Annotated in this window: 23 protein-coding genes; 8 read left to right on the top strand and 15 right to left on the bottom strand. The window is 69.5% G+C overall.

Translation table 11 applies throughout. The features are described from left to right. Nucleotides 1-317: 317 nt before the first annotated feature. Nucleotides 318-1355, top strand: a complete 1038-nt coding sequence (locus HC031_RS32550; RefSeq protein WP_205862811.1) for a ferredoxin — start codon at nucleotides 318-320, stop codon at nucleotides 1353-1355. A 3-nt stretch (nucleotides 1356-1358) separates the two neighbouring features. Here the strand turns inward: HC031_RS32550 and HC031_RS16285 are convergent, their stop codons facing one another. The 7 genes from HC031_RS16285 to HC031_RS16255 form a co-directional block, all read right to left on the bottom strand. Then, nucleotides 1359-2603 carry an MFS transporter gene (locus HC031_RS16285; protein WP_167926163.1) on the bottom strand — a complete coding sequence of 415 codons (1245 nt, stop codon included), beginning with the start codon at nucleotides 2601-2603 and terminating at the stop codon, nucleotides 1359-1361. 8 nt (nucleotides 2604-2611) lie between these two features. Continuing rightward, nucleotides 2612-3136, bottom strand: a complete 525-nt coding sequence (locus HC031_RS16280) for a class I SAM-dependent methyltransferase (protein WP_240942598.1) — start codon at nucleotides 3134-3136, stop codon at nucleotides 2612-2614. A 135-nt stretch (nucleotides 3137-3271) separates the two neighbouring features. Further along, nucleotides 3272-6115: a M48 family metalloprotease gene (locus tag HC031_RS16275; protein WP_167926161.1), complete on the bottom strand. Its 2844-nt coding sequence runs from the start codon at nucleotides 6113-6115 to the stop codon at nucleotides 3272-3274. 2 nt (nucleotides 6116-6117) lie between these two features. Then, nucleotides 6118-6585, bottom strand: a complete 468-nt coding sequence (locus HC031_RS16270) for a hypothetical protein (RefSeq protein WP_167926160.1) — start codon at nucleotides 6583-6585, stop codon at nucleotides 6118-6120. Between the two features lie 219 nt (nucleotides 6586-6804). Next, nucleotides 6805-7662: an SAM-dependent methyltransferase gene (locus tag HC031_RS16265; protein ID WP_167926159.1), complete on the bottom strand. Its 858-nt coding sequence runs from the start codon at nucleotides 7660-7662 to the stop codon at nucleotides 6805-6807. A 36-nt stretch (nucleotides 7663-7698) separates the two neighbouring features. After that, complete coding sequence (locus tag HC031_RS16260) at nucleotides 7699-8055, bottom strand: VOC family protein (RefSeq protein ID WP_167926158.1); 357 nt, start codon at nucleotides 8053-8055, stop codon at nucleotides 7699-7701. Nucleotides 8056-8268: 213 nt separating this feature from the next. Further along, entirely contained in the window at nucleotides 8269-8979 is a 711-nt protein-coding gene (locus tag HC031_RS16255) for an alpha/beta hydrolase (protein ID WP_167926157.1), read from the bottom strand. Nucleotides 8980-9275: 296 nt separating this feature from the next. On the opposite strand from HC031_RS16255, the gene HC031_RS16250 reads away from it, so the two are divergent. Next, nucleotides 9276-9449, top strand: coding sequence for a hypothetical protein (locus HC031_RS16250; protein WP_167926156.1), 174 nt, complete (start codon nucleotides 9276-9278; stop codon nucleotides 9447-9449). A 73-nt stretch (nucleotides 9450-9522) separates the two neighbouring features. Here HC031_RS16250 and HC031_RS16245 read toward each other — a convergent pair whose 3' ends face one another. Further along, complete coding sequence (locus HC031_RS16245) at nucleotides 9523-9978, bottom strand: hypothetical protein (protein WP_240942573.1); 456 nt, start codon at nucleotides 9976-9978, stop codon at nucleotides 9523-9525. A 138-nt stretch (nucleotides 9979-10116) separates the two neighbouring features. Here HC031_RS16245 and HC031_RS16240 point away from each other — a divergent pair, with 138 nt between their 5' ends. Continuing rightward, nucleotides 10117-10368, top strand: a complete 252-nt coding sequence (locus HC031_RS16240) for a hypothetical protein (protein ID WP_167926154.1) — start codon at nucleotides 10117-10119, stop codon at nucleotides 10366-10368. Nucleotides 10369-10447: 79 nt separating this feature from the next. Here the strand turns inward: HC031_RS16240 and HC031_RS16235 are convergent, their stop codons facing one another. The 3 genes from HC031_RS16235 to HC031_RS16225 all read right to left on the bottom strand — a co-directional run bounded on the left by HC031_RS16235 (nucleotide 10448) and on the right by HC031_RS16225 (nucleotide 12117). After that, nucleotides 10448-10945: a permease-like cell division protein FtsX gene (locus tag HC031_RS16235; protein ID WP_167926153.1), complete on the bottom strand. Its 498-nt coding sequence runs from the start codon at nucleotides 10943-10945 to the stop codon at nucleotides 10448-10450. A 97-nt stretch (nucleotides 10946-11042) separates the two neighbouring features. After that, nucleotides 11043-11246, bottom strand: coding sequence for a DUF397 domain-containing protein (locus tag HC031_RS16230; protein WP_167926152.1), 204 nt, complete (start codon nucleotides 11244-11246; stop codon nucleotides 11043-11045). Continuing rightward, nucleotides 11194-12117 (bottom strand): helix-turn-helix domain-containing protein, encoded by a 924-nt coding sequence (locus tag HC031_RS16225; RefSeq protein ID WP_167926151.1) that lies wholly within the window; start codon nucleotides 12115-12117, stop codon nucleotides 11194-11196. The genes HC031_RS16230 and HC031_RS16225 overlap by 53 nt, the downstream gene beginning before the upstream one ends. 150 nt (nucleotides 12118-12267) lie before the next feature. On the opposite strand from HC031_RS16225, the gene HC031_RS16220 reads away from it, so the two are divergent. The 5 genes from HC031_RS16220 (at nucleotide 12268) to HC031_RS16200 (ending at nucleotide 14630) form a co-directional block, all read left to right on the top strand. After that, the gene (locus HC031_RS16220; RefSeq protein ID WP_167926150.1) at nucleotides 12268-12483 is read left to right on the top strand and encodes a hypothetical protein; all 216 of its coding nucleotides are present in this window, start codon (nucleotides 12268-12270) and stop codon (nucleotides 12481-12483) included. Next, nucleotides 12480-12740, top strand: a complete 261-nt coding sequence (locus HC031_RS16215) for a hypothetical protein (RefSeq protein WP_205862810.1) — start codon at nucleotides 12480-12482, stop codon at nucleotides 12738-12740. The genes HC031_RS16220 and HC031_RS16215 overlap by 4 nt, the downstream gene beginning before the upstream one ends. Before the next feature lie 9 nt (nucleotides 12741-12749). Further along, entirely contained in the window at nucleotides 12750-13130 is a 381-nt protein-coding gene (locus HC031_RS16210) for a VOC family protein (protein ID WP_167926149.1), read from the top strand. Nucleotides 13131-13189: 59 nt separating this feature from the next. Further along, nucleotides 13190-13837, top strand: coding sequence for a DUF5701 family protein (locus tag HC031_RS16205; RefSeq protein WP_167926148.1), 648 nt, complete (start codon nucleotides 13190-13192; stop codon nucleotides 13835-13837). A 61-nt stretch (nucleotides 13838-13898) separates the two neighbouring features. Further along, nucleotides 13899-14630 (top strand): hypothetical protein, encoded by a 732-nt coding sequence (locus tag HC031_RS16200; RefSeq protein WP_167926046.1) that lies wholly within the window; start codon nucleotides 13899-13901, stop codon nucleotides 14628-14630. A 22-nt stretch (nucleotides 14631-14652) separates the two neighbouring features. Here the strand turns inward: HC031_RS16200 and HC031_RS16195 are convergent, their stop codons facing one another. From HC031_RS16195 to HC031_RS16180, 4 genes are read right to left on the bottom strand one after another with little or no spacing between them, the layout of a single operon-like run. After that, complete coding sequence (locus tag HC031_RS16195; RefSeq protein WP_167926147.1) at nucleotides 14653-15054, bottom strand: hypothetical protein; 402 nt, start codon at nucleotides 15052-15054, stop codon at nucleotides 14653-14655. Continuing rightward, nucleotides 15055-16623, bottom strand: a complete 1569-nt coding sequence (locus HC031_RS16190) for a protein kinase domain-containing protein (protein WP_167926146.1) — start codon at nucleotides 16621-16623, stop codon at nucleotides 15055-15057. 4 nt (nucleotides 16624-16627) lie between these two features. Beyond that, nucleotides 16628-17512 carry a hypothetical protein gene (locus tag HC031_RS16185; protein WP_167926145.1) on the bottom strand — a complete coding sequence of 295 codons (885 nt, stop codon included), beginning with the start codon at nucleotides 17510-17512 and terminating at the stop codon, nucleotides 16628-16630. A 32-nt stretch (nucleotides 17513-17544) separates the two neighbouring features. After that, the gene (locus HC031_RS16180; protein WP_167926144.1) at nucleotides 17545-20610 is read right to left on the bottom strand and encodes a type I restriction endonuclease subunit R; all 3066 of its coding nucleotides are present in this window, start codon (nucleotides 20608-20610) and stop codon (nucleotides 17545-17547) included. Nucleotides 20611-20640 lie beyond the last annotated feature (30 nt).

Genomic DNA, 20640 nt, shown 5'->3' with positions numbered 1-20640 from the left:
GCCGGTGACGCGGCCGGCGCCGGTGACGCGGCCGGCGGTCGTGTCCGAGTCGGCGGTCGCGTCCGAAGGGAGGCTCCGGCGCACGGTGGAGACCACGGTGGGGACGCCCTGACGGCCATCGACGCGCCAGCAACCGCATCCGAACCGGAGGGCGACCCATCGGTACCCACGGACCGGCCGGCCCGACGCCACCCCGGCCGGTACGGCCGGCGGGCCGGCCGTACCGGGGTCCTTACTGATCACCGACCCGCCACCGAACCACCCGGTCGCCCACGGCGACGGTTTGTCACGACAGAACGCGAGGAGGAAGCACCGACATGGGTCGTGGCAAGGAAGACTCCCACACGCTGCGAAACATCCTGATCGTCGCCGGCGTCGGCGTGACCACGGTGGTGATCCTCGGCGGCTGGCAGGTCTGGAAGATGACCGCCCCGCCCGGCGCTCCGGGACACTGCCAGATCTTCATCGCGGCGGACTGTACCGCCGGGCAGTCGGTCCACCTGGTCGGGCACACGCTCGGGTTCGTGTCGTACATCCTGCTGTGGATCACGGTGATGTGGGGCATGATGCTCGGCCGCGGCTGGGCGATGACCCGGTTCAAGCACTCCAACATCTACGCCACCCACATGACGTTCGCGCTGATCGGCATGACCCTCGCCTGGTCGCACGCGTTCGGTCAGCTCTTCACGCCCGGCGGCCCGACGTACCTCATCGACGAGTTCGTCCCGTTCACCAACATGCGGGACCCGATCGGCGTCGGCGTCGGCACGATCGGCATCGAGATCATGACAGCGCTGCTGATCTCGATGCCGCTGCAGCGCAAGATGGGCTACAGCAGGTGGCGGGCGCTGCACTCGCTGGCGTACGCCTCGTTCACGCTGGTCGCCGGTCACATCCTGCTGGCCGGGCGGCATGTCGGCCCGCTGTACGTCAAGATCCCGGTCATCCTGATGTGGCTGAGCACCGTGGTCATGTGGTTGGGCGTCTCCGGCTGGGCGCTCAAGGGCAAGCGCGCGATGACCGACAAGACCACCAACCGGATGCGCGGTCAGATGTCCGAGGTCACCGTCGACGCCGCGAAGTGCGCCCGGTTCGGCTTCTGCGAGCAGGAGGCGCCGGGCATCTTCGAGTTGCGCGCCGACGGCCGCCTGGGCTACAAGTCGACGGTGCCGCCGGAGGACATCGAGGCGGTGGCGCGGGCGGTGAAGGTGTGCCCCGCGCGGGCGATCCGGCTCAACCGGGCCGGCTCCCGGGTGTACATGCCGCCACAGCAGCGCGAGGAGGCCGAGGGGCGCTCCGGCAAGAAGGAGGAGCTCGCCAACGTGACGGGGCTGCGCCAGCGCGGCAACAGGTGAGCGTCATCCGCGGCTCGCGGCCAGTTCCCGCTCGTGCCGCGGCGCGTGGTCGCGTCGGGGTAGCAGGAGCGGGGTCGCCAGAATGAGGATCCCGGCGACTGCGATCGCGGTACGGGGGCTGGTGAGGCTGGCGAGCAGGCCCCACAGGGCGGTCATGGCGGCGATGATGGCGTTGCTGGTTACCGACCAGGCGGACAGGGTGCGCGCGACCCGGTCCGTCTCGGTCTGTTCGAGCCGGTAGGTGGCGAACACCGGGTTGAACACGCCCATACAGGTGATCAAGCCAAGCTCGACGGCGATGACGAGCACGAGCCCGGCAGCGCCGGGTCGGATGAAGGCCAGGGCGACCGACCAGCACGCGCGCAGGGCCCCGGCGGTGCGCATGACCCGGTGCTGCCCGTACCGCGCGACGAGCCGGCGGGCCAGCCGTGAGCCGATGAGGCCGCCGACGCAGGGCGCGCCGAACGCGAGGCCGTACTGCCAGGGCGCGAACCCGAGGCGGCCGAGCATGAGGACGGCGAGCAGCGGCGACGTGGCCAGGATCAGGCCGTTGACCAGGATCGTGTTGAAGAACAGCGGGCGCAGCGCCGGGTTGGTCAGGATGTACCGCCACCCGTCGAGCAGGTCGCGGGCGCGCAGCCGTGGTCCGTCGGTACGCGCGGGGCGCGGCTCGCTGCCGCCGATCGCGCGGATCCCCGCTGCCGACAACAGGAAGCTGACCGCGTTGGCCACCACGGTCGCCACCGGCCCGAAAAGGCCGATCGCGGCCCCGCCGAGCGGCGGGCCGAGCGCGGTGGCGGTCCAGGTCGTCGACTCGAAGCGCCCGTTCGCGACGAGCAGGTGCTCCGGCCGTACCAACGCCTTCAGGCAGGCGCCGCTCGCCGCTTTGAAGGCGATGTCGGCCGCGGCGACGACGACCGACACCACCAGGAGCTGGGCGAAGCTGAGCCAGCCGAGCGCGAACGCGGCGGGGATGCTCATCAGCGCGGCGAACCGGGTCAGGTCCATCGCGACCATCACCGGCCGCTTGCGGCGAAACTCCACCCATGGACCGAGCGGCACCGCCACCGCCGCCCCTACCGCCAGCCCCGCGGCGGCGAGCACCGACACCTGGGTCGGCCGGGCGTGCAGCACGAGGATCGCGATCAAGGGGAACGCGTCGAACGCGAGCCAGGTGCCGAGCGTGCTGACCGCGTACGCCACCCAGAGCCACGCGAACTGCCGCCCCAGCGACCGCCCGGCCCACACGGCGGGCACTAGGCCGGCCGCAGGATCGCGACCAGGAAGTCCGAGTCCTTGCGGAAGGGGCGCAGGTCCCAGCTCGACAGCAGCAGGTCCGCCGCCAGCCCGCTCGCCTCGGCGTCGGTTAGGAAGTCGTCGAAGTCGTAGTCCCGGCCGGCGCCGAACCCGACGACGACGCGGCCGCCGTCGCGCAGGTGTACGCCCATGCGACGGAGAATCTCGCGCCGGGTGCTCGGCGCGACGAACGTCATCACGTGACCCGCGCAGAGGACCACGTCAAAGCCCTCCGCGATCCCCTGGGCCGGAAGGTCCAGCTCCGCGAGGTCCGCCACCAGCCAGCGGGGGCCGGGGTGGTCCTCCTCGGCGGCGGCGATGAGCACCGGGTCGAGGTCGACGCCGACGACGTCGTGTCCGGCCGCCGCCAGCAGCGATCCGACCCGGCCGGGACCGCAGCCCGCGTCGAGGACGCGCGAGCCGCGCGCCAGCATCGCGTCGACGAAGCGCGCTTCCCCGCCCAGGTCCGCGCCCTCCCTGGCCATCGTCCGGAAACGCTCGATGTACCACTGTGAATGCTCGGGATTGGCCTCGGTGATCCTGGTCCACGCATGCTGTTCGCCCACGTCGCTCATCCTTGCACGGCAGCCGTTCCACCCCGCCGGTGAAGGGTCGGGCGGTCAGCCGCGCCGCCGCTTCAGCAGGATCTGGTACCCGGGCCCGTTCTCGTGCAGATAGCCGTTGATGCACGTGTACTGGTCTGGGGTGAAGCTGGTGCCCAGCGGGTACGTGCCGACCACCCGGCCGTCGACCCCCACCGCGTACCCGCCGGACGCGCTCACGTCGCGGTAGTCGATCCGCTCGTCGGTGGCGCGGTACCGCGTGGTGACGTGGCCGAGGAAGGCGATCTGGACGCGGTGGCCGTTCAACCTGGCCGACTCGGTGACGCCGGACCCGTAGTCGAGCACGGCTGTGCCGTCGGCGCCGAAGGTCTGCACGGCTCCGCTGCCGGCGAACCGCGCCTTGCCGGCCGCGCCGAAGTCACGGTCGACCCGATGGTCGAGCTCGACCCAGGTGCCGGTCAGGCACTTCGGGCCGGTCAGGTCGGCCGGCACCCAGGCGCGGTACACGGCCGGGATCCGGACGACAGCGGCGGAGACGACGAGGACGAACACGACGCCGAGGGCGACGGTGGTCGCGACGGCCGAGCGCGGCCGCCGAGCCCTGGCGGTGTGCCGGGCGACGCCGGCGCGCCCGCCCCGTACGCGGCGATGCCAGGCCGCCAGCCCGGCTCCGATCAGCGTCGCGGGCACGGCTACCACGACCCCGCGGATCAGTACGGGGTGCAGGTAGACGCCGCTCAGCTCGCTCGGCGGCACCCACGGCGGGCGGCAGCGCCGGACCGGGTTGCCGGCGACGTTGAGGCAGCGCGCGGTCGTCCAGAACGCGAACATGCCGAGGATGGCCACGGTGCCGGTGGTGGCGCTGGCGAGGAGCGCCAGGCTGGGCCGCAGCCGGGTCGACCGGGCGGCGGTCACGGCGGCGGCGACGCCCTGGGCGACGACGGCGGCGGACAGGTAGGTGTTTTCGGCGACATACGCGTAGAACGGTGGCGAGTCGACCGTCACGTTCGCCGGCGTACGCCGGATCGCCACCGGCAGCAGCTCCCTGGCCAGGAAAGGCTCGGCGATCCCGAACCCGATGACGGCCAGGCCGGCGACCGCGCCCACGCCCACCGCGAACGCCCACCGGATCGGGGCTGGGCCGGACGGCCGTGGCCGTCGCCGCCACACCCCGCTGAGCACGGCGGGCACCGCCCAGAGCAACGCCAGGCCGGGCAGGATGAACGAATCGTTCTCCAGCTCGGTCAAGGGCACATAGAGAAGCCGGGTCCAGTGCGCCAACGCCGCGTACCAGCCGATGTCACCACCCGGGACGGGCCTGTCGCCGATGATCAGCGCGGTGTCCATTCCGGTGCCCCGGGCCCCGAACCAGATCAGGAACCAGGGGAACACCGCGACGACGGCGGTCACGAGCACGGCTCGCCGGGCCCGCCCCGACGGATCGGGAAGGCTGCGACTCGCCGACAGCAGGTACCCGGTGACGGTCAGCGCGCCGGCCAGCAGCAGCCCGAGGGAGACCGGCTGGGCCCAGTTGACCAACGGGTACCCGATGGCCGACATGACCAGCGACAGCGGCGTGCCGGCGACGAAGCCCGCGACGAGCGCCACCGGCAGCGACCAGCGGCGCAGCCACGGTCTCGGCCCGGGACGGGCGGTCGCGTGCCACACCGCGATGGTCAGCAGTCCCACGAGCAGCGCGACGACCGGCAGACAGATCAGCGCGTCTCCGGTCAGGACCGATGGGGCGAACAGGTTCGGCACCAGATTGCCCAGGTTGACCGCGAGCAGCGCGCCGGTCAGCCCCGCGGCGAACATCTCCCACCCGCCGGTCCGCGCCAGACCGGCCGGATCGGCGACGACGGCCAGCCGCTGCGCCACGGTCGGGTGGGTCCGCAGCGGCGCCCGCCATGCCGGTACGGCCGGCTCGCGGTGCGCGCCGAGTACCCGGGCGAGGGCGCTGTCGGGTCCGGCCGCGGCGGCCGCGGCCGCGTCGGCGTAGGTCTCGCGGACCCGCAGCACGGCGTTGCGGATCAGGTATACCGCCACGGTCAGGATCGCCAGGGCGACGAGCACGCGGAGTTTCAAGCCCCAGTCCATCACCAGGGAAGCCGGCGACCACGACAACGGGCGGGTCAGCAGCCAGGGATGGACCAGGAACAGCAGGTACGGCACGACCGCCGCCGCCACGAACGCCCACCACACGGCGATGGTGGCGTACGTCCGGCCCGCGTCGCCGTGCCGGTGGTGGGCCAGCTCGTGCAGCACCACCGCCCGGAAGGCCGGCCGGTCGGTGGTCCAGCGGGTGAGCAGGCCCGCGTCGAGGCTCACGTACCGTCGGCGCCGGGTGCCGAACGCGAGCCCGCCTGTGCCCGTGCTGAACGGCGCCAGCAGCCACGCCGGTTCCCGGTCGAGCCCGACGTCGGTGCACAGTCGGCGTAGCTCCGCCGCAAGTGCCGGGTTGTCGACGTCGAAGGTGACGAGGCCGCGTCGCCGCCGCAGCCACCACGGGTGCAGCGCGTACAGCACGCCGGCGAGGCCGGTCTCGGCCGCGAGCTGAACGCCGACCCAGGCGGCCTCGTCCTGGAAGGCGGGCACCACGCACCGGGCCCACTCCCGCTCCGCGGGCGCCTGCCGTTCCAGGAACTCGGTGGTCGTCGCTGCCTTCATGCGCATGTCGGGGTAGCGCTTGTCGCAGGTATCGATGGTGTCGTGGAAGAACTGCGCCCTGCCCGGGCTGGCGAGGTAGGCCCAGGTGAAGATCACCGTGCTGGTGGCCAGCACGGCCGCGACGAGGAGCAGGAACCGCATCCCCGTGCCGGACGGGATGTCCGCCACCCGCTGCCGTGCGTCGGCGGTGTCCGGACTCGCTGCCGGCGCGGTGCCGGCGTCTGCCACGCTCATCGTCACTCCTCCGCCTGCCGGTCGCCACCGACCACCGCGTCGGCGAGCAACGCGGCGCGCTCGGCGGCGATCCCCTCCCGGCGCAGGGCGCGCTCGACGATCTCGCGTACGCGGGCCCGCTGTGCCACGGTCAGCGCCGCGAGGACGTCCCCGTCGGTCGCGCCGGTGACATGCTGCTCTGCGAGGTACGTGGTCACCTCGACCGACGCCTTCAACAGCGCCGGCGTCAACAGTTCGACCGTCTCCCCGGCATCGTCGAAGCCCAGCGGTCCGGCCGCACTGCGCTGCCGCGTCGCCGACGCCCTGTCCGGATCGCGGAGAAAGGCGCGACTGACCGGACCGAACATCACCGCCTCGGCCGGCGCCGCCCGTTCGACCAGCACGCGGCCGAGCCGCCGTGCCAGCGTCTCGGCCGTTTCGTTCGTCTCGCCCGTCTCGGCCGTTTCGTTCGTCTCGCCCGTCTCGTCCACGAGGTCGCTCCCCCGTCCGTCGGGTGTGGACGTCCGGCCGTGAGCCAATCAGCGGGCGCGGCGCGGCACCACCGGATAGGCGACACCGCTCGGATCCGACAGACGCCTTGCCGGTAAACGGTGCAGCCGCTACCTACAGGGACCTCAGGGATTGACGAACGTCGGCACGAGAGCCACCTCGTCGCGGGTGGCTCCGGCCGACCATCAGCCCGCCAACCATCAGTCGGGTGGGCGAACCGCCGGCCCGTTGGACGCGACCGCGAGGTAGGTGCGTGTGGTGGGGTCGTCACCGCCGGACCAGTCGTCGGGCAGGGCCGGGAGACGGTCGAAGTTGGCGTCGGACTGGCCCGGCTCGGTGATCGCGCACGGCCGCCACCCGTGGCGGTCCAAGAGAGCCACCGGGTCGTCGGTGCAGAACGGCAGCGGCCAACCGGTCAGCTCGCACTGCTCGACCAGAAACCGCATCGACGGCAGCCGCAACAGACCGGTACCGAAGAAGTCCGCCACCATCAGCGCGCGCGCTTCGGACAGGGCCGCCGCCTGCGACAGCAGTTCGTCGACCGCGGCTGAACCCAGGTAGAACAGCAGACCTTCGGCGACCCACACCGTCGGCGCCGCCGGATCGAAGCCGGCGTCGAGGAGCGGGCTTCGCCAGTCTGCGCGCAGGTCCGCCTCGACCGTCCGGCGGGCGCAGGCGGGCCAGGCGTCCGCCGCCGTCAACACAGCCTCCTTGGCCGTGAACGAATCGGGGCGGTCGATCTCGTACACGTCGAGCCGTGGCGGTAGTTCGAGGCGGTACGCTCTGGTGTCCAGGCCGGCGCCGAGCAGCACCACCTGACTGGTCCAGTGCGCGGCTGCGAGCACGACGTCGTCAAAGAACCGCGTACGCACGGGTAGGAGCGCGTTCTCGCCGCCACTCGCCCGCTCGCTCGCCTCCAGCATGGCCCAGCCCGTGTCACCGGCCAGCAGGTGAGCCCATGGATCATGGAAGAGCCGGTCAGGGCGCTCGGACTCACGTGCCCGTGCCGCGGCGATCCACGCAGCGGGAGCAGCACCTATTTGCTCATACCGATACACGCGGCAATGCTACGGCGGGATCGCTATCCGGCCGGTTCAGGAGGACGGCAGGTGGCCGAGCACGTTGACCACCCGGCCGTTGGGGTCGCGGACGAAGAAGCGCCGCACTCCCCACTCCTCGTCGCGCAAGGGGTACACGATCTCCGCGCCGCTGGCGCTCATCGCCGCATAGGCGGCGTCCACGTCGTCGACCTCGACGCTCAGGTCGGGCGTGAGCGGCGCGGTCGCGTCGGCGGCGATGACGCTGACCTGAGCCGTCGGGTCGGACGGAGACGCCAGGGTCATCACCCAGCCGAGATTCATGACCTCCCGCAAGCCGAGGAGGTCGTAGAAGTCGCGGCTCTCCGCCATGGCCGCCGACTGGATGTTGGATACCACGCGCCGTACGGACATCGGTACGCCTTTCTGCGTAGGTCCTGAAATTCACGCCCATGATCGCTCGCCGGGACGACGGATACGAGATTTCGACCGATCGAGACCCGGCGACACGCGGGCCGCGTAACGACTGTCCCACCCACAGACACTGGCTTCTCGGTGCGGCGGGCGGGCCGGGGAAACGAGCTGGTCGCAAGGCCGGTACCAGTACCCTGCCCCGGTCGCCACAACTCAGGACGTCGACGACCGCCATTCACGGGTCATTTCAACGATACGTTCGGCAACAGCACGTGGGTCCACTAGCTGGTGTAGGTGTTGGCCAGGTACGTGGTCGACGGTCCAACCGCGTTGCCTGGCATCGTCGGCGACCGGCTCGTACGGTGGACCGAACAGCAGATAGCCGCACGGTCGGCTGTCCCAGCCGTCCGGGGTGGGCACGAGTTCCTCGTAGTAGCTCAGGGGAAGGCGGGGCTGTTCGGCCGACACAGCTCTGCGCGTCTGTACGTCCGGAAACATCGGTGCGACGTCGGATTCGTCCCACCACTGCGTCCACTGCGGCAGCCGACCGCCGGTCACCTTCGCGCGCAGGAACTCCAGCAGTTCAGGCGATGCGACCGGTGTCGGTCCGGCAAGTGCCGGCAGCGCCGCATCGACGAACAGGCAGCCGACGATCGTCCGGGAGATTGCTTCCACGATTGCCGGCACGAAGAGGCCAGCATTGCTGTGCGCCACGATTACCACGGGTTGGTCCTGCGGTAGCCGGTCGATCGCGGCTGCCACGTTCTCGGCGACAGATCGCCAGAACGGAGGATGCGCATCTGCGACACCTACGAGTGACGGCACGATGGCCACCGCCCCCGCGCCTTCGAGTTGCTGCGCTGTCGACGCCCATGTCAGAGGCCCGACCGACGGACTGTGCACGAGAACGAAAGCAGCGTCCATGACCACTGACCCTTCACGATCCGGCCGCCGGCAACCACCCCCACTCGTCACGCTCAGCGCGAACAACCGACCCCTGCGGTTGGGAGGGGGGCAGCGTCATGACGTACGCGCTGCACCGGCCGACGAGGCCTACCTGTGAGGTACGAAGTTGATTTGCGTCTTGTGCCCGATAAGCGGCGATCGTCTGTCAGCCGGACGGCTCAGATACGCGTCGGCGGAACCGGATTCCCTGCTCACTCGCGTCCGGCGGCCGATCTTCACCATGTAAGCCGATCCGCCACGAGATGGAGGTGCCTATGAGCGTTGATGCCGTGTCCGGCAGTCAGAACCCGATCGTCATGTTGACCCAGCTCGCAGTGGCGACCCAGACGCTCAAGCTGGCGCAGCAGTCCGCGTCGCCGGCGTTGGAGCTGATTGAAAAGGCCACCGAGAACGTGGCCGCGACGGGGCGGGTCGACACGTACGCCTGACCACGGCCGCGATGGTGTGCTTCCGTGCCGCTCGAGCGGCACGGAAGCACGCCCGGCCCATCAGTGGCAGGAGTCAACTGTCCTCGCCGCCCCGGGCGGCCTTCCCGTCCGGTACGCGGATCAGATCGGTGTCGACACCCGGCCTGCGAGGAACGTAGAACCAGCCCTCGTCGGTGTCGGGGTCGTAGTGGACGACGGTGTCGTCCTCCGCACGAGCCCTCAGCCAGGTGTCCAGTCGAGAGCTGTACTCCCCGCCGATCTCACGCCCGGCGCGACGGCGTCCCGCGGCCCGCAGCATCACGGCCGGGTACGCCCAGCGGTGCCGCTCCTCCACCTGCCAGGGAATCAGATCTTCGTCGTGGACGATGCGCGTGTCGATACCCCTTCGCCTGCGCAGGTTGCCCCACATGGAGATCGTCGTCTCGATGTTGTACTTGCGCCGGTACTCCTCGACGATCCACTTGTACGTGCGGCCCTCCTCGATCCAGTAGATGACCTCTTGCTCGTTGACGATCTTGCTGGAGGGCACGTTCCTCTTCCCTTGCCGGCACCGAATGTGACGCATACACGGTGAAAGTGCGTCAAGGTGATTCTATGGTCGCAGTGTGTCAATCCTGGCGTACGCTCAGCTGCGCATTGCGACCGGTCAGCCGATAGGGAGGCGAACGTGCGGCTCAGCTTGACGGTGTGCGACGTGTGCGAGAACAAGGACCGCGAAGCCAAGACCTACACGGTGCAGTCGGGCGGACGTACCGCCACCACCGACCGCTGCGAAGAACACGGCGCGGCGCTTGAGGAGGTCCTGGAGAGCGCGGCACCCGGCGCACCCTCGCCCTCCCGTCGCCCACGCCGCGCGCAACGTACCCGTACCACCACGATCGAGGAGATCGAAGCGATGAAGGCCGCCCGCCGCCACTGACGAAGGAACCCATTCGGGAACGTGCATGTAAAGGCGTGCACCGCGCCGCGACCGGTGGTCGACGGAACCGACACCGTTCCTAGGAGCAGGCCACGACGGCGCCCGTATGTCCCTTGACGGGACGTTGAACGACCTGGACCTCCTTCACCCCCGGCAGCCGCCGCACCCGGGCGAGGGCCGCGCAGTCAAACTCCCTGCCAGTGGTTTCCAGGCGGAACGACTCCGGCATGTACTCCGCCCTGGACGACGCAAGCAGGTCCGGGGCGTCCTTGAACAGCTGCTGGAACCGCTTCCACGCCTGCGCGCGATCTTCGAACTGAACTCCGTTCACCGGATGCAGTGCCGGAAGCGCGGCCTTCACGGCCGTCTTCTGCTCGGGGGTAATGTCGTCAGCCACGAACACCGTGACGTTGTACTGGTGTTTCGGCTGCCCGAAGACCAGAACGAGCGCCGTGGCCGCGACCGCCCCCGCGAGTGCCGCGATACCGACGACGAGCAACAGCCTGAGGTGCCGTCGGCGCGGCGTGGTCGGATCCGGGCTGGCAAGTGGCGGGCCGGGGTCCGTCGACACATCCATTGACGGACGGTACTGATCGGTTGACATAGACGTAGTTCTATCAGTACACGTCAGATCACGCGGCCCCGCTGGCTAGGAGCGCGGACACCGTGACGATTCAGGACTGGTCGAACTCGCCCCGTCGCACACCGTCGATGAACGCGGCCCATTCGGTACTCGCGAAGGTCAGGACCGGGCCCGACTGGTCCTTGGAGTCGCGGACCGCCACGTCCTGATCCAGGAACGCGACCTCGACACACTGGCCGTTGTTACCGGACCGCGTGCTCTTGCGCCACTCGGCGCGGGACAGGTCGGGGTTCATGGTGCGCTCCGTCAGCTTCGGCGTACTGGTGAGCGACGGCCATGATCAGCTTGACCGACTCCTGCTTACTAAGGGCCGTCGCCGTGATGTGATTGTAGGCGACGGCACATCGACGCAGATCCTCAGCCTTCTCCATGTACAGGTTGCCGCCCTGCCCCTCGACGTAAGCGACCGGCGAGTGCATCCGCTCGTCGAATTCGAAGATCGTAAGGGCCCCACGCAGGCCGGGATAACCGCCGCGTTCAAATGGGACAACTTGCAACGTCATTCGCTTCGCCATCGACGCCAGGTGCTTGAGTTGGGCCGCCATCACCGCCTTGCCGCCAACTTCGCGATGTAGGACAGCCTCGTCCAGGATCACCCACAGGTCCGGCGCATGCTCATCCAGCACGCGCTGGCGCCGCTCCAGTTTGATCTTCACCTGACGGTCGACCTGTTCCTCCGCCAGAACACCGCCGTCCCAGGTCTCGGCGATCGCCCGAGCGTAGTCCTCAGTCTGAAGTAACCCGTACACAACGAGCGGCTCGAACACCCGGATCGCTGTCGCCGCGCTTTCGAGGCCGAGGAAGGTCGCGAACGGCGCGGGCACCTGGCCGAACGTCGACCACCAGCCGCGCTGCTTGCCGAGTCGCTGCAGCTCCATCAGGGAGTCGCGCACCTCGGCGTCGGTCACCCCGTACACGTCGAGCATGAGCAGCAACTCGGCGCGCACGATACCCACGTCGCCGGCCTCGATCTTCTGGACCTTGCTGACGGAGCAGCCGAGCCGATCGGCGATCTCCGCTTGTGAAATGCCTGCCGTTTCGCGCATTCGTGCAAGCTGCTCACCAAGCTGCCAGCGCGGAATCGTCGGCCCGATCGGCTTCGGCATCGACCTCTCCCCTCCGTGGGACGCCGGACAGCTTATCGAAGCCAATCGCCATGACAAGGGTCGCGAGAAAAGTTACGGCATAACATTGACGGCCTACGGCGGGCAGGTACACGCTGACGCTCGTTCACGTCCGGTTGAACGGAGTCGACAATGGACGATGGCGATCACGGACCCGAACGCCAACGGCGGCGACTCACCGTGCCGCTCAGTGCAATGGCCTCGGAGTCCGACCTCCTGTACGCCCGGCGCCTGCTCGTCGTTCACCGGCCGCGCGCCGTGGTCCGCCGGGTCTGCACCGGGTGCGGCAAGGCCTGGCCGTGCCTGGACACCCTGTACGCCTGGGCGGTGACCGGTGGCCGCGAATGACCGTGTACGAGTCGCAGACGGTGGCGTTCGCCCGGTACGCGACGGCCCAGGTCGCGCACCACCGGCAGGTCCTCGCGCGGCATCAGCTCGACGGTACGGGCTGCTGCCGGCTCTGCGGGCGGCCCTGGCCGTGCGACGACGTACGGCACAGCCTGCGGATGGCCGACCACTTCGGCCAGTGGGCGCTGACGGACGGACCGGAGCCGGTACTCGTACGGCCGTACGTCCGCGAGGAAACTGTCGTACGTCGCCGTTAGCCTGCGGCCATGCTTGACCACATCGGCCTCCAGGTTGCCGACGTTGAGGCGTCGCTCGCCTTCTACCTACGCACGTTCGCGCCGCTCGGGATGCGCGAGGCGATGCGCTTCCCGCACGCCGGATCCTTCGTCGTCGGCCTGGCCGGCTCTGATGGCGGCCCCGGGTTCTGGCTCAGTCCCGCCACCGGTGCCGAGGCACGGGAGCTGCACCTCGCCTTCCGCGCCGCCGATCGCGGGGTGGTCGACGCCGTTCACGCCGCAGCCATGGCCGCCGGCGCGGAGGTGCTCCACGCTCCCCGCGAGTGGCCCGAGTACCACCCGGGCTACTACGCCGTGTTTCTCCGCGATCTCGACGGGCACAACGTCGAGGCCGTGCATCACGGACAGTAGACCGGATTAGGCCCCTGCGACCGGGCGTTGTGGGAGCCACACCGGACCGAGGGAGCCGCATGGAGCACTGGACCGACCGGGAGTTCGACCGCCAGCTCGCGAACCTGTTCGACAAGGGATACCCGAGGCTCGCCGGGGAATCGGAAGCCGAGTTCGCAGCCCTGCTCGAACCGCTGCGCGAGGTCGCCCGCACCGCCACCGTGCGGGCCGATCCGCAGCCGACCCCGGCCCGGGTGCCGTTCGTCGTCGTAGTCACGGAGAGTCTGGTGCCCGCCGAGAAGCTGGTACCGCTCCTGACGCTCGCCGGCAGTACGACCCACGGTGTCGTCGACCGCAACCACGGTACGGGCGGGCTGGCACCCTATCGGCCGCTGCCCGAACTGGGCGCCCCTCAGAAACCGGCGTACCTGCTGGTCGATGTCGAGCGGGGCGAGGAGTTCCGCAACGTTCGTCCGGAGGATGCGCTGCCGGTGATCCTCGGCCGTGACCGGACCCCGCTGACCATCGCTGAAGGGATCGCCCTCATCACACACTTCCCCGAGGTACTGGAGAAGAACCACTGCTTCATGCTGTCCGGCTCGCGCCGCGGCGACCGCCGGGTGCCCGCCCTCTGGATCTCCGGCCGGGCACCGAAGCTCGGCTGGTGCTGGGACGGCAATCCGCACGCCTGGTTGGGCACCGCTTCGGCCGGCGCCCGCGCCGCCTAACCCCAAACCTATGTGGCGAGCCCCGCCCGCCATGACAGGCTGATGGTCGAGAATGCTCGGCGTGACAACCCCACACGCCGGGACGGCCATCCGTGTCGCCTTCGATCCGCAGCCGTCGCTGGACTACTACCTGATCCACGGTTCCGCCGGTGAACCAGAGGTGATCCTGGTCGAGGAGTTCGTGCTCGGCGAGGACCATTCGGCGGTCCGCCTCGACAGCGCCGGGTGGACGTCGACGGATCGTCGCTGGCGGGGTTCCGCTGCCGTCAGCCGGGGCATACGGGTCGACGCGAACCTCCGCAGCCGTGTGGTCGCGACCTCCCGACCCGACGTGGAGATCATCTTTCGCCAGCTCGGTGGCGGTGAATTGCCCGACGAGGAAACGTTGCGCGGCTACGTCCACGACGGCGAGCCGCTGTCCACATCGGCTCCGCTTCGGCTGGGAAGCGGTCGGGCCGCCGCCGGATTCCGTGAGAAGCGGGTCTACCGGATCCTGTTCGCCAACGACCTGGGCGCGGACGGCCTGGCAATTCTGCAGGCCGGCTGGCGGATGACGAGGCCCGAGAACGTTGCCGATCCGCAAGGTCGGGTCGTCGGCACCGCTCACCTGCACGTCGGCGACGACTCCTTCGCCTGGGACCTTCGCCGGATCGGCATCGGCGCCGCCTGGTGCGTTGACCTGACCGCCAACCTGGTCAGTCGGGGCGACGCGATCGGGCCGCTGCTGCGGGAGCTGACGACGACGATGCGTCGGCAAGGGCTGATCCCGGTCACGATCGAGCGCTTCTCCTGAATACCGGCGGCAGACGGCCGAGCTACCCCACGCAGTGTGTCGGCTCGATCGGGATGTCGGCGTGGATCGCGTACACCCCGAGCCACAGCGCGAACGCGGTGCCGAGAATCGCGAGTGCGACCACGAGACCGGCGACGATCCGAACTGCGCCTGCTGCCCTCCGGTAGCCGACCAGAGCCAGCGCAACCGCCGCCGCGACGAGCACGGCACCGGCTACCGCCAGGGGCAATGCGTATCCGGGCATGGTCGCGGTAATGCGTCGGAAAAGATGCTCGCACTGTTGCCGGCGGAGATCGTCGACATGTTGTGCGGCCGCGATGGCGACGCCGGTCGCGGCGATTCCGGCTGCGAAAGCGACGACAGCGCCTGCCAGCCAACGGCCGGCAGGACGGGCCGGCGTGGAGAGTTCGGGAGTGGCGGTCACCTACTTCGGGCCCCGTTCGCCTCTTTCGAGCCGGTCGAGGTGCGCCAGCAGCGCTTCGATATCCGATCCGTCGGGCGAATCCGGTCCCTGCACGCGGTGCACGTACGCCAGCAGCTCCTGGAGTTGCCGCCGGGCGTCCTGAACGTCGCCGACCCCGGCGGTCAGCAGGGCGATCTCGTGCCGCAGCGGGTACGTCTCGGGCGCCGTAGCGCCGAGTACCCGTTGCTGGTCCGCCAGCAGGGCTCGCAACGACCGGAGCGCCTCGGTCGCCTCTCCAAGCTCGGCCTGACAGGTGGCGGCCTGCTGCCGGCAGTACCACACCAGCTCGTCGTCGGGCCCGACCCGCTCGGCGAGGTCGCCCGCGAGCCGTTGGAACTCGGGAAGCGCGCGCCGGTAGTCGCCGGCGAGCAGCAGCATGCTGGCGAGGTCGAGGCGGGCGTCGAGGATCTTCGGGTGTTTCGCACCGTACGCGGCGAGGGCGGACCGCACCGCACCTCCGAGCGCGTCGGCGGCCTGGCTGAAGCGCTCCTCCTCGGCCAGGGCGGCGGCCCGGTCACGGACGTCCTGAAGCTCCTCGATCGTCGGGACCGGAGTACGCGTCGCATCCACCTTCGTCGGCGCGACGGCCTTGCGGCGTGGCAACGGCCCGAACGGGTAGCGGTACGGCGTCGTCGGATCCGCGCCCGTACCGTCCGCCCCGGCCGTGGCAACGCGGTCCGCCACGCCGATCTCGGCAGCGGCCCACGGCGTCAGCAGTTCGTACACCTCGGCGGCCGATTCGGGGCGGTCCTGCGGGTCTTTGGCCAGCAGCCGCACGACCAGCTTGACCAGACCTTCGGGTACGTCCGCACGATGGTCGCTCACCAGCGGGACCGGGTCGTTCAGGTGGCAGTGCAGCATGCCCAGCGCGGTCTCGGCCTGGTACGGCGGCTCCCCCACCAGCAGTTCGTAGAGCACACACCCAAGGGCGTACAGGTCGGCGCGTGGCCCGACGGCACCGCCGAGCGCCTGCTCGGGCGCCATGTACGTCGGGGTGCCGAGCGTCTCGCCGGTGACGGTCAGCCGAGGCACGTCGGCCGGGCCGAGCAGCGCGGCGATGCCGAAGTCGAGGACCTTGACCGTCCCGGCCGGCGTGACGATGACGTTCTGCGGCTTGAGATCGCGGTGGACGAGCGAGTCGGCGTGTGCCGCGGCGAGCACTGAGCAAATCTGCGCCCCGATCGCGGCGCACCAGGGCACCGGCAACTGGCCACGTTCGGCGACGAGATCGGCGAGGACGACGCCGGGCACGAGCTGCATGACGATGTAGATGTCGTCGCCGTGGAAGCCGACGTCGTGGACGTTCGGTACGCCCGGGTGGTCGAGCCGGGCGGTGACGCGGGCTTCGCGCATGAAGCGCTCGACCGTGGTGTCGCGGTCGGCTTCGGCCACCGCGACCTGGTGGAGCACCTTGACCGCAACCGGCCGGTCCAGCTTCTCGTCATAGCCGGCCCAGACCTCGCCCATACCGCCACGCCCGACCGGGTACGTCAGCTCGTACCGGTCACCGACCCGCGTTCCCGCCTGCACGGTGTCAGCTTCCGTCGCCGTACTTGTCGGTCAGGTCGCGATAGGCGGCCAGCACGGCCTGGGTGTGTTCGGCGAGCGCGGCGCCGGACTCCGGCCCGCCGGGCAGGTCGTGGGGCGTCAGCTCGGCAAGCCGCTGATCGGTGTCGCGGATCAGTTCACCGATCTCCTGTTCGCGGAGGAAGTTCTCGCCGGCGAGCGCGGTGGCGGTCAGGTCGGACAGGCGTCGGTGGACGTCGGCGTCGAGATCCGCCAACGCCGCCGCGACCTTCTCCCGCTGGGCCCGCAGCTCGCGGACGGCGGGACTGTCCGCCGGCAGCCCGTCATGATCCTTTTCCGCCAGGTCGTCCCGCACCTCGCGGAGGTCCTGCCGGCGCTCGAGAAGCCCGGCAAGCTCCCAGAGCGCGTGAGCGAGTTGGCGTCCCGCCGCTGCCGTGTCGATCAGACCGTGCAGCGCCGGCCACGTTTTCGAGATCCGTTCGCCGAGGTCGATCGCCTCCGAGAACGCCTCACGGTCCTCGTCGTCGATCAGAACGCGGTGCTCGTCCGGCCGCCGGTCGATCTCCGGCGCGAGGATCGCGCCTTCGCGTCGGAGCCAGCCCCCAACCACCGACGCGGCCAGGCAGACTGTCCCTCCCAGCGCAGGTATCAACCACCAGCCACTCCGGACACACGCGAAGAGCACGGCGACGACCAACAGCAACACGGCGAACCTGCGCAGCTCCCGGACGCCGACCGTGTCCTCGCCTGGGTCCGCAGGGCTGATCTCCACGACGCTCCCCCACCGGAACGTCTCCGCCCTGCCTCCTCGGATTCGCAGCGGGAGGGTCGAGACGATGACCATCTGGTCGTCGTGGGCGACATACAGCATCGGTGGATCTACCGCACCCACTGCGAGCGAACTCCTTACGGTCGGCCGGAGGGCTAGGCGAGGCCCTTCTGCCGGCGGATCATCTGGTACGCCTGGCGGCGCGCGAACTGCTTGAGCTGACTCTGCAGCGTCTTGTCGTCGAGGTAGCGCTGCATCAGCTTGCCGTTGTCGTCGTGCCGGGAGATAACGATATCTTCAAATCGCTTGTCGAAGACGACGCCGAAGTTCGATTCGTCGTTGACGAGGGCCGCTGCCTGGAGGGTTCCGTCCTCGGCGGCGGCGGCAATCTGCTGCTCGACCCAGATCTTGTCGGCGTCGCCGAGGCCGACGCCGAAGTGGTTGTTGAACTCCTCGATCAACTGCGACAGCGGCACCTTCTCCGGCTCGTGCTGCGAGCCGGTCCCGCCGCCGGTGAAGCCGGGCAGCACCTGCTCGCCCTCCGGGGTGAGGCTCACGTCGTGCTCGCCGGTCTTGCTGATCCGCAGGTGCGTCAGTTCGACCTCGCCGATGTCGACGGAGGCGTCGCGCTGGCGCGGCAGCCGGTTCAGCAGAGCGCGGCCGAACAGGTACAGCCGCTCCAGCTCCACGTCGTGGTAGGGCACGACCTGGGAGAGGAAGGCGTACATGCGCACGTAGTCGCGAAGGGCCGCACGGAAGGCGTCGGCGCGTTCGCGGTCATCGGCCGCCAGGACGACGTACCGGTCGCGAGCGGCGTCAGTGTGGTGGTAGAGCGCGGCGTGGGCACGCTGGATCGCCGTGTCGGTCTTCGCCTTCTGCTCGGCGGCGAGCAGGGCCTCGGCGTACTTCTGCATCTCCGCGTCCACGAGGATCGCGTACCCCATGACCTCGTTCTGCGCAGTGTAGAGCAGGTTCGGGTCGGTGGGCGTCGTGGCGGCGGTCTCGTAGAACGGCTTGAACTGCTCGGCGATCTCCTCGGCGTCGTTGCGGAAGTCGAGGACGAAGATGTCACCCTGCGTCTTGAGTGGGTGGGTACGGTTGAGCCGGGACAGGGTCTGCACCGCGGCGACGCCCTTGAGCGCCTTGTCGACGTACATGGTGGTCAGCAGCGGCTGGTCGAAGCCGGTCTGGTACTTCTCGGCGACGACCAGGATGCGGTACTGCTTGTCCTGCTTGGCAGCCGGTGTGCCGGCGTGCTTGTCGTCGGCGGTGGTGTAGGCGAACCGCGCCGGCAGCTCGCCTTCGCCGAAGCCGTTGATGCGCGCCTCGGTCAGCTCGACGCCGTCGATCTTCAGGTCGCCGGAGAACGCGACGAGCGCCTCGCAGTCGGTGTAGTGCTGCTGTTCCACGTACGTTTTGATCGCCTCGTGGAGGCGGACCGCGTTCTCGCGGGACGCCGTGACGACCATGGCCTTGGCCCGCCCGCCGAGGCGGGGCGCAGTGTGGCGGCGGAAGTGCTCAACGATGATCTCGGCCCGCTGGGAGTTCATCGTGGGATGCAGGCTGACGAACCGGGCGAGCTGCGCGCCGGCCTTCTTCGGGTCGACCTCCGGGTCGTGAGGGTTGGCGTTGGCGAGCTTCCAGTACGCCTGGTAGGTCACGTAGTTTCGCAGGACATCGAGGATGAAGCCCTCCTCGATGGCCTGCCGCATCGAGTACGTGTGGAACGGGTGCGGGTTGCCGGTGACCGGGTGCGGCGTGCCGAACAGCTCGAGCGTCTTCGGCTTCGGCGTCGCGGTGAAGGCGAAGTACGACAGGGTGTTGTGCTTGCCCCGGGCCAGCGCGGAGGCGGTGAGCAGGTCGGCATCGGCGTCGATATCGTCGGTGCCGAGCTTGACCAGCACCTTCTTGAGCGCGGCGGCGGACTCGCCGGACTGCGACGAGTGCGCCTCGTCGACGACGATCGCGAACCGCTTGCCCTTCAATCCATTGACCTTGTCGAGGATGAACGGGAACTTCTGCATCGTCGTGATGACGACCTTCGCCGTCTCGCTCTGAAGTGCCGTGGCGAGCTGCGCGGAGTCCTTGTCGATGCGCTGCACGACACCGGGTACGTGGTCGAACTGGAACACGGTGTCCTGCAACTGCCGGTCGAGCACGACCCGGTCGGTGATGATGATGACCTTGTCGAAGACCGGCTGGTTGGGGCCGAGGCCCTTCGCTATTGCTTTCGCGTCGAGCGCGGCCGGGTCGGCCGGAGTGTGCAGGCTGGACAGCCGGTGGGCGAGCCAGGCGATGGTGTTGGACTTGCCCGAGCCGGCGGAGTGCATGACCAGGTAGTTATGGCCGGAGCCGTGCCGGGCGGCGTGGTCGGTGAGGCTGAGCACCGCGTGCCACTGGTGGAAACGCGGGAAGATCAGGTCTGAGCCCTTCTCCGTGTGTAGGAAGCGGCGTACCAGGTCGAGCCAGGTGTCCGGGTGCCAGATCCGCTCCCACAGGTACGAGGTCCGGTAGCCGCCGGGCTTCGCGGACGGGTTGCCCGCGCCGCCGGATACGCCCGGCCCCTCGGAGCCCATGTTGAACGGCAGGAAGCGGGTCTTGTCGCGATCCAGCTTGGTGGTAACAAAGACCAGGTCCGGGTCGACGGCGAAGTGCACGAGGGTACGTCTGGCGAACAGCAGTTCCTTCGGGTCGCGGTCATCCCGGTACTGCTTCTTGGCGTGCTCGACGGTCTGCCCGGTGAGCGGGTTCTTCAGTTCGGCGGTGGCCAGCGGAATGCCGTTGACGAACAGCGTCAGGTCGAGCGCGTTCGTGTTTGCCTGCGAGTAGCGCAGTTGGCGGGTGACGGTGAGCCGGTTCTTCCGGTAGAACGCGAGCGCGTCGTCGGTGATCGTGTGGGCCGGCTTGAAGTACGCGAGCCTGATGAGGACGCCCCGGTCCTTCACGCCTCGGCGCAGGACGTCGAGGACGCCGCGCTCGTCGATCTGCTTGCCGAGGTACTGGGCGAAGGCGCGCTGTGCGTCGTCGGGGTCGTTGCCGTGGTACGCGAGAAGCTTCTCCCACTCCTTCGGCTGGGTGTCGCCGATGAAGGTGAAGAGTTCGGCGGTGTCCAGGCCGAGTTCGGGGCGGTAGTTGGCGGGGGTACCGGGCAGCCAACCGGAGGCGAGCAGAGACGCCTCGATGGCGTCCTCGAACGACTTCTCCTGGTGGACCGCGCTCATGTCAGGCTCCCGCCGATCTTTCGAATTGCC

Origin of the sequence: Planosporangium thailandense, from assembly GCF_011947195.1 — a bacterium.
Lineage (GTDB): Bacteria > Actinomycetota > Actinomycetes > Mycobacteriales > Micromonosporaceae > Planosporangium > Planosporangium thailandense.
The sequence above is the reverse complement of the archived record's forward strand: the minus strand, read 5'-3'. Positions and strand labels throughout refer to the sequence as shown.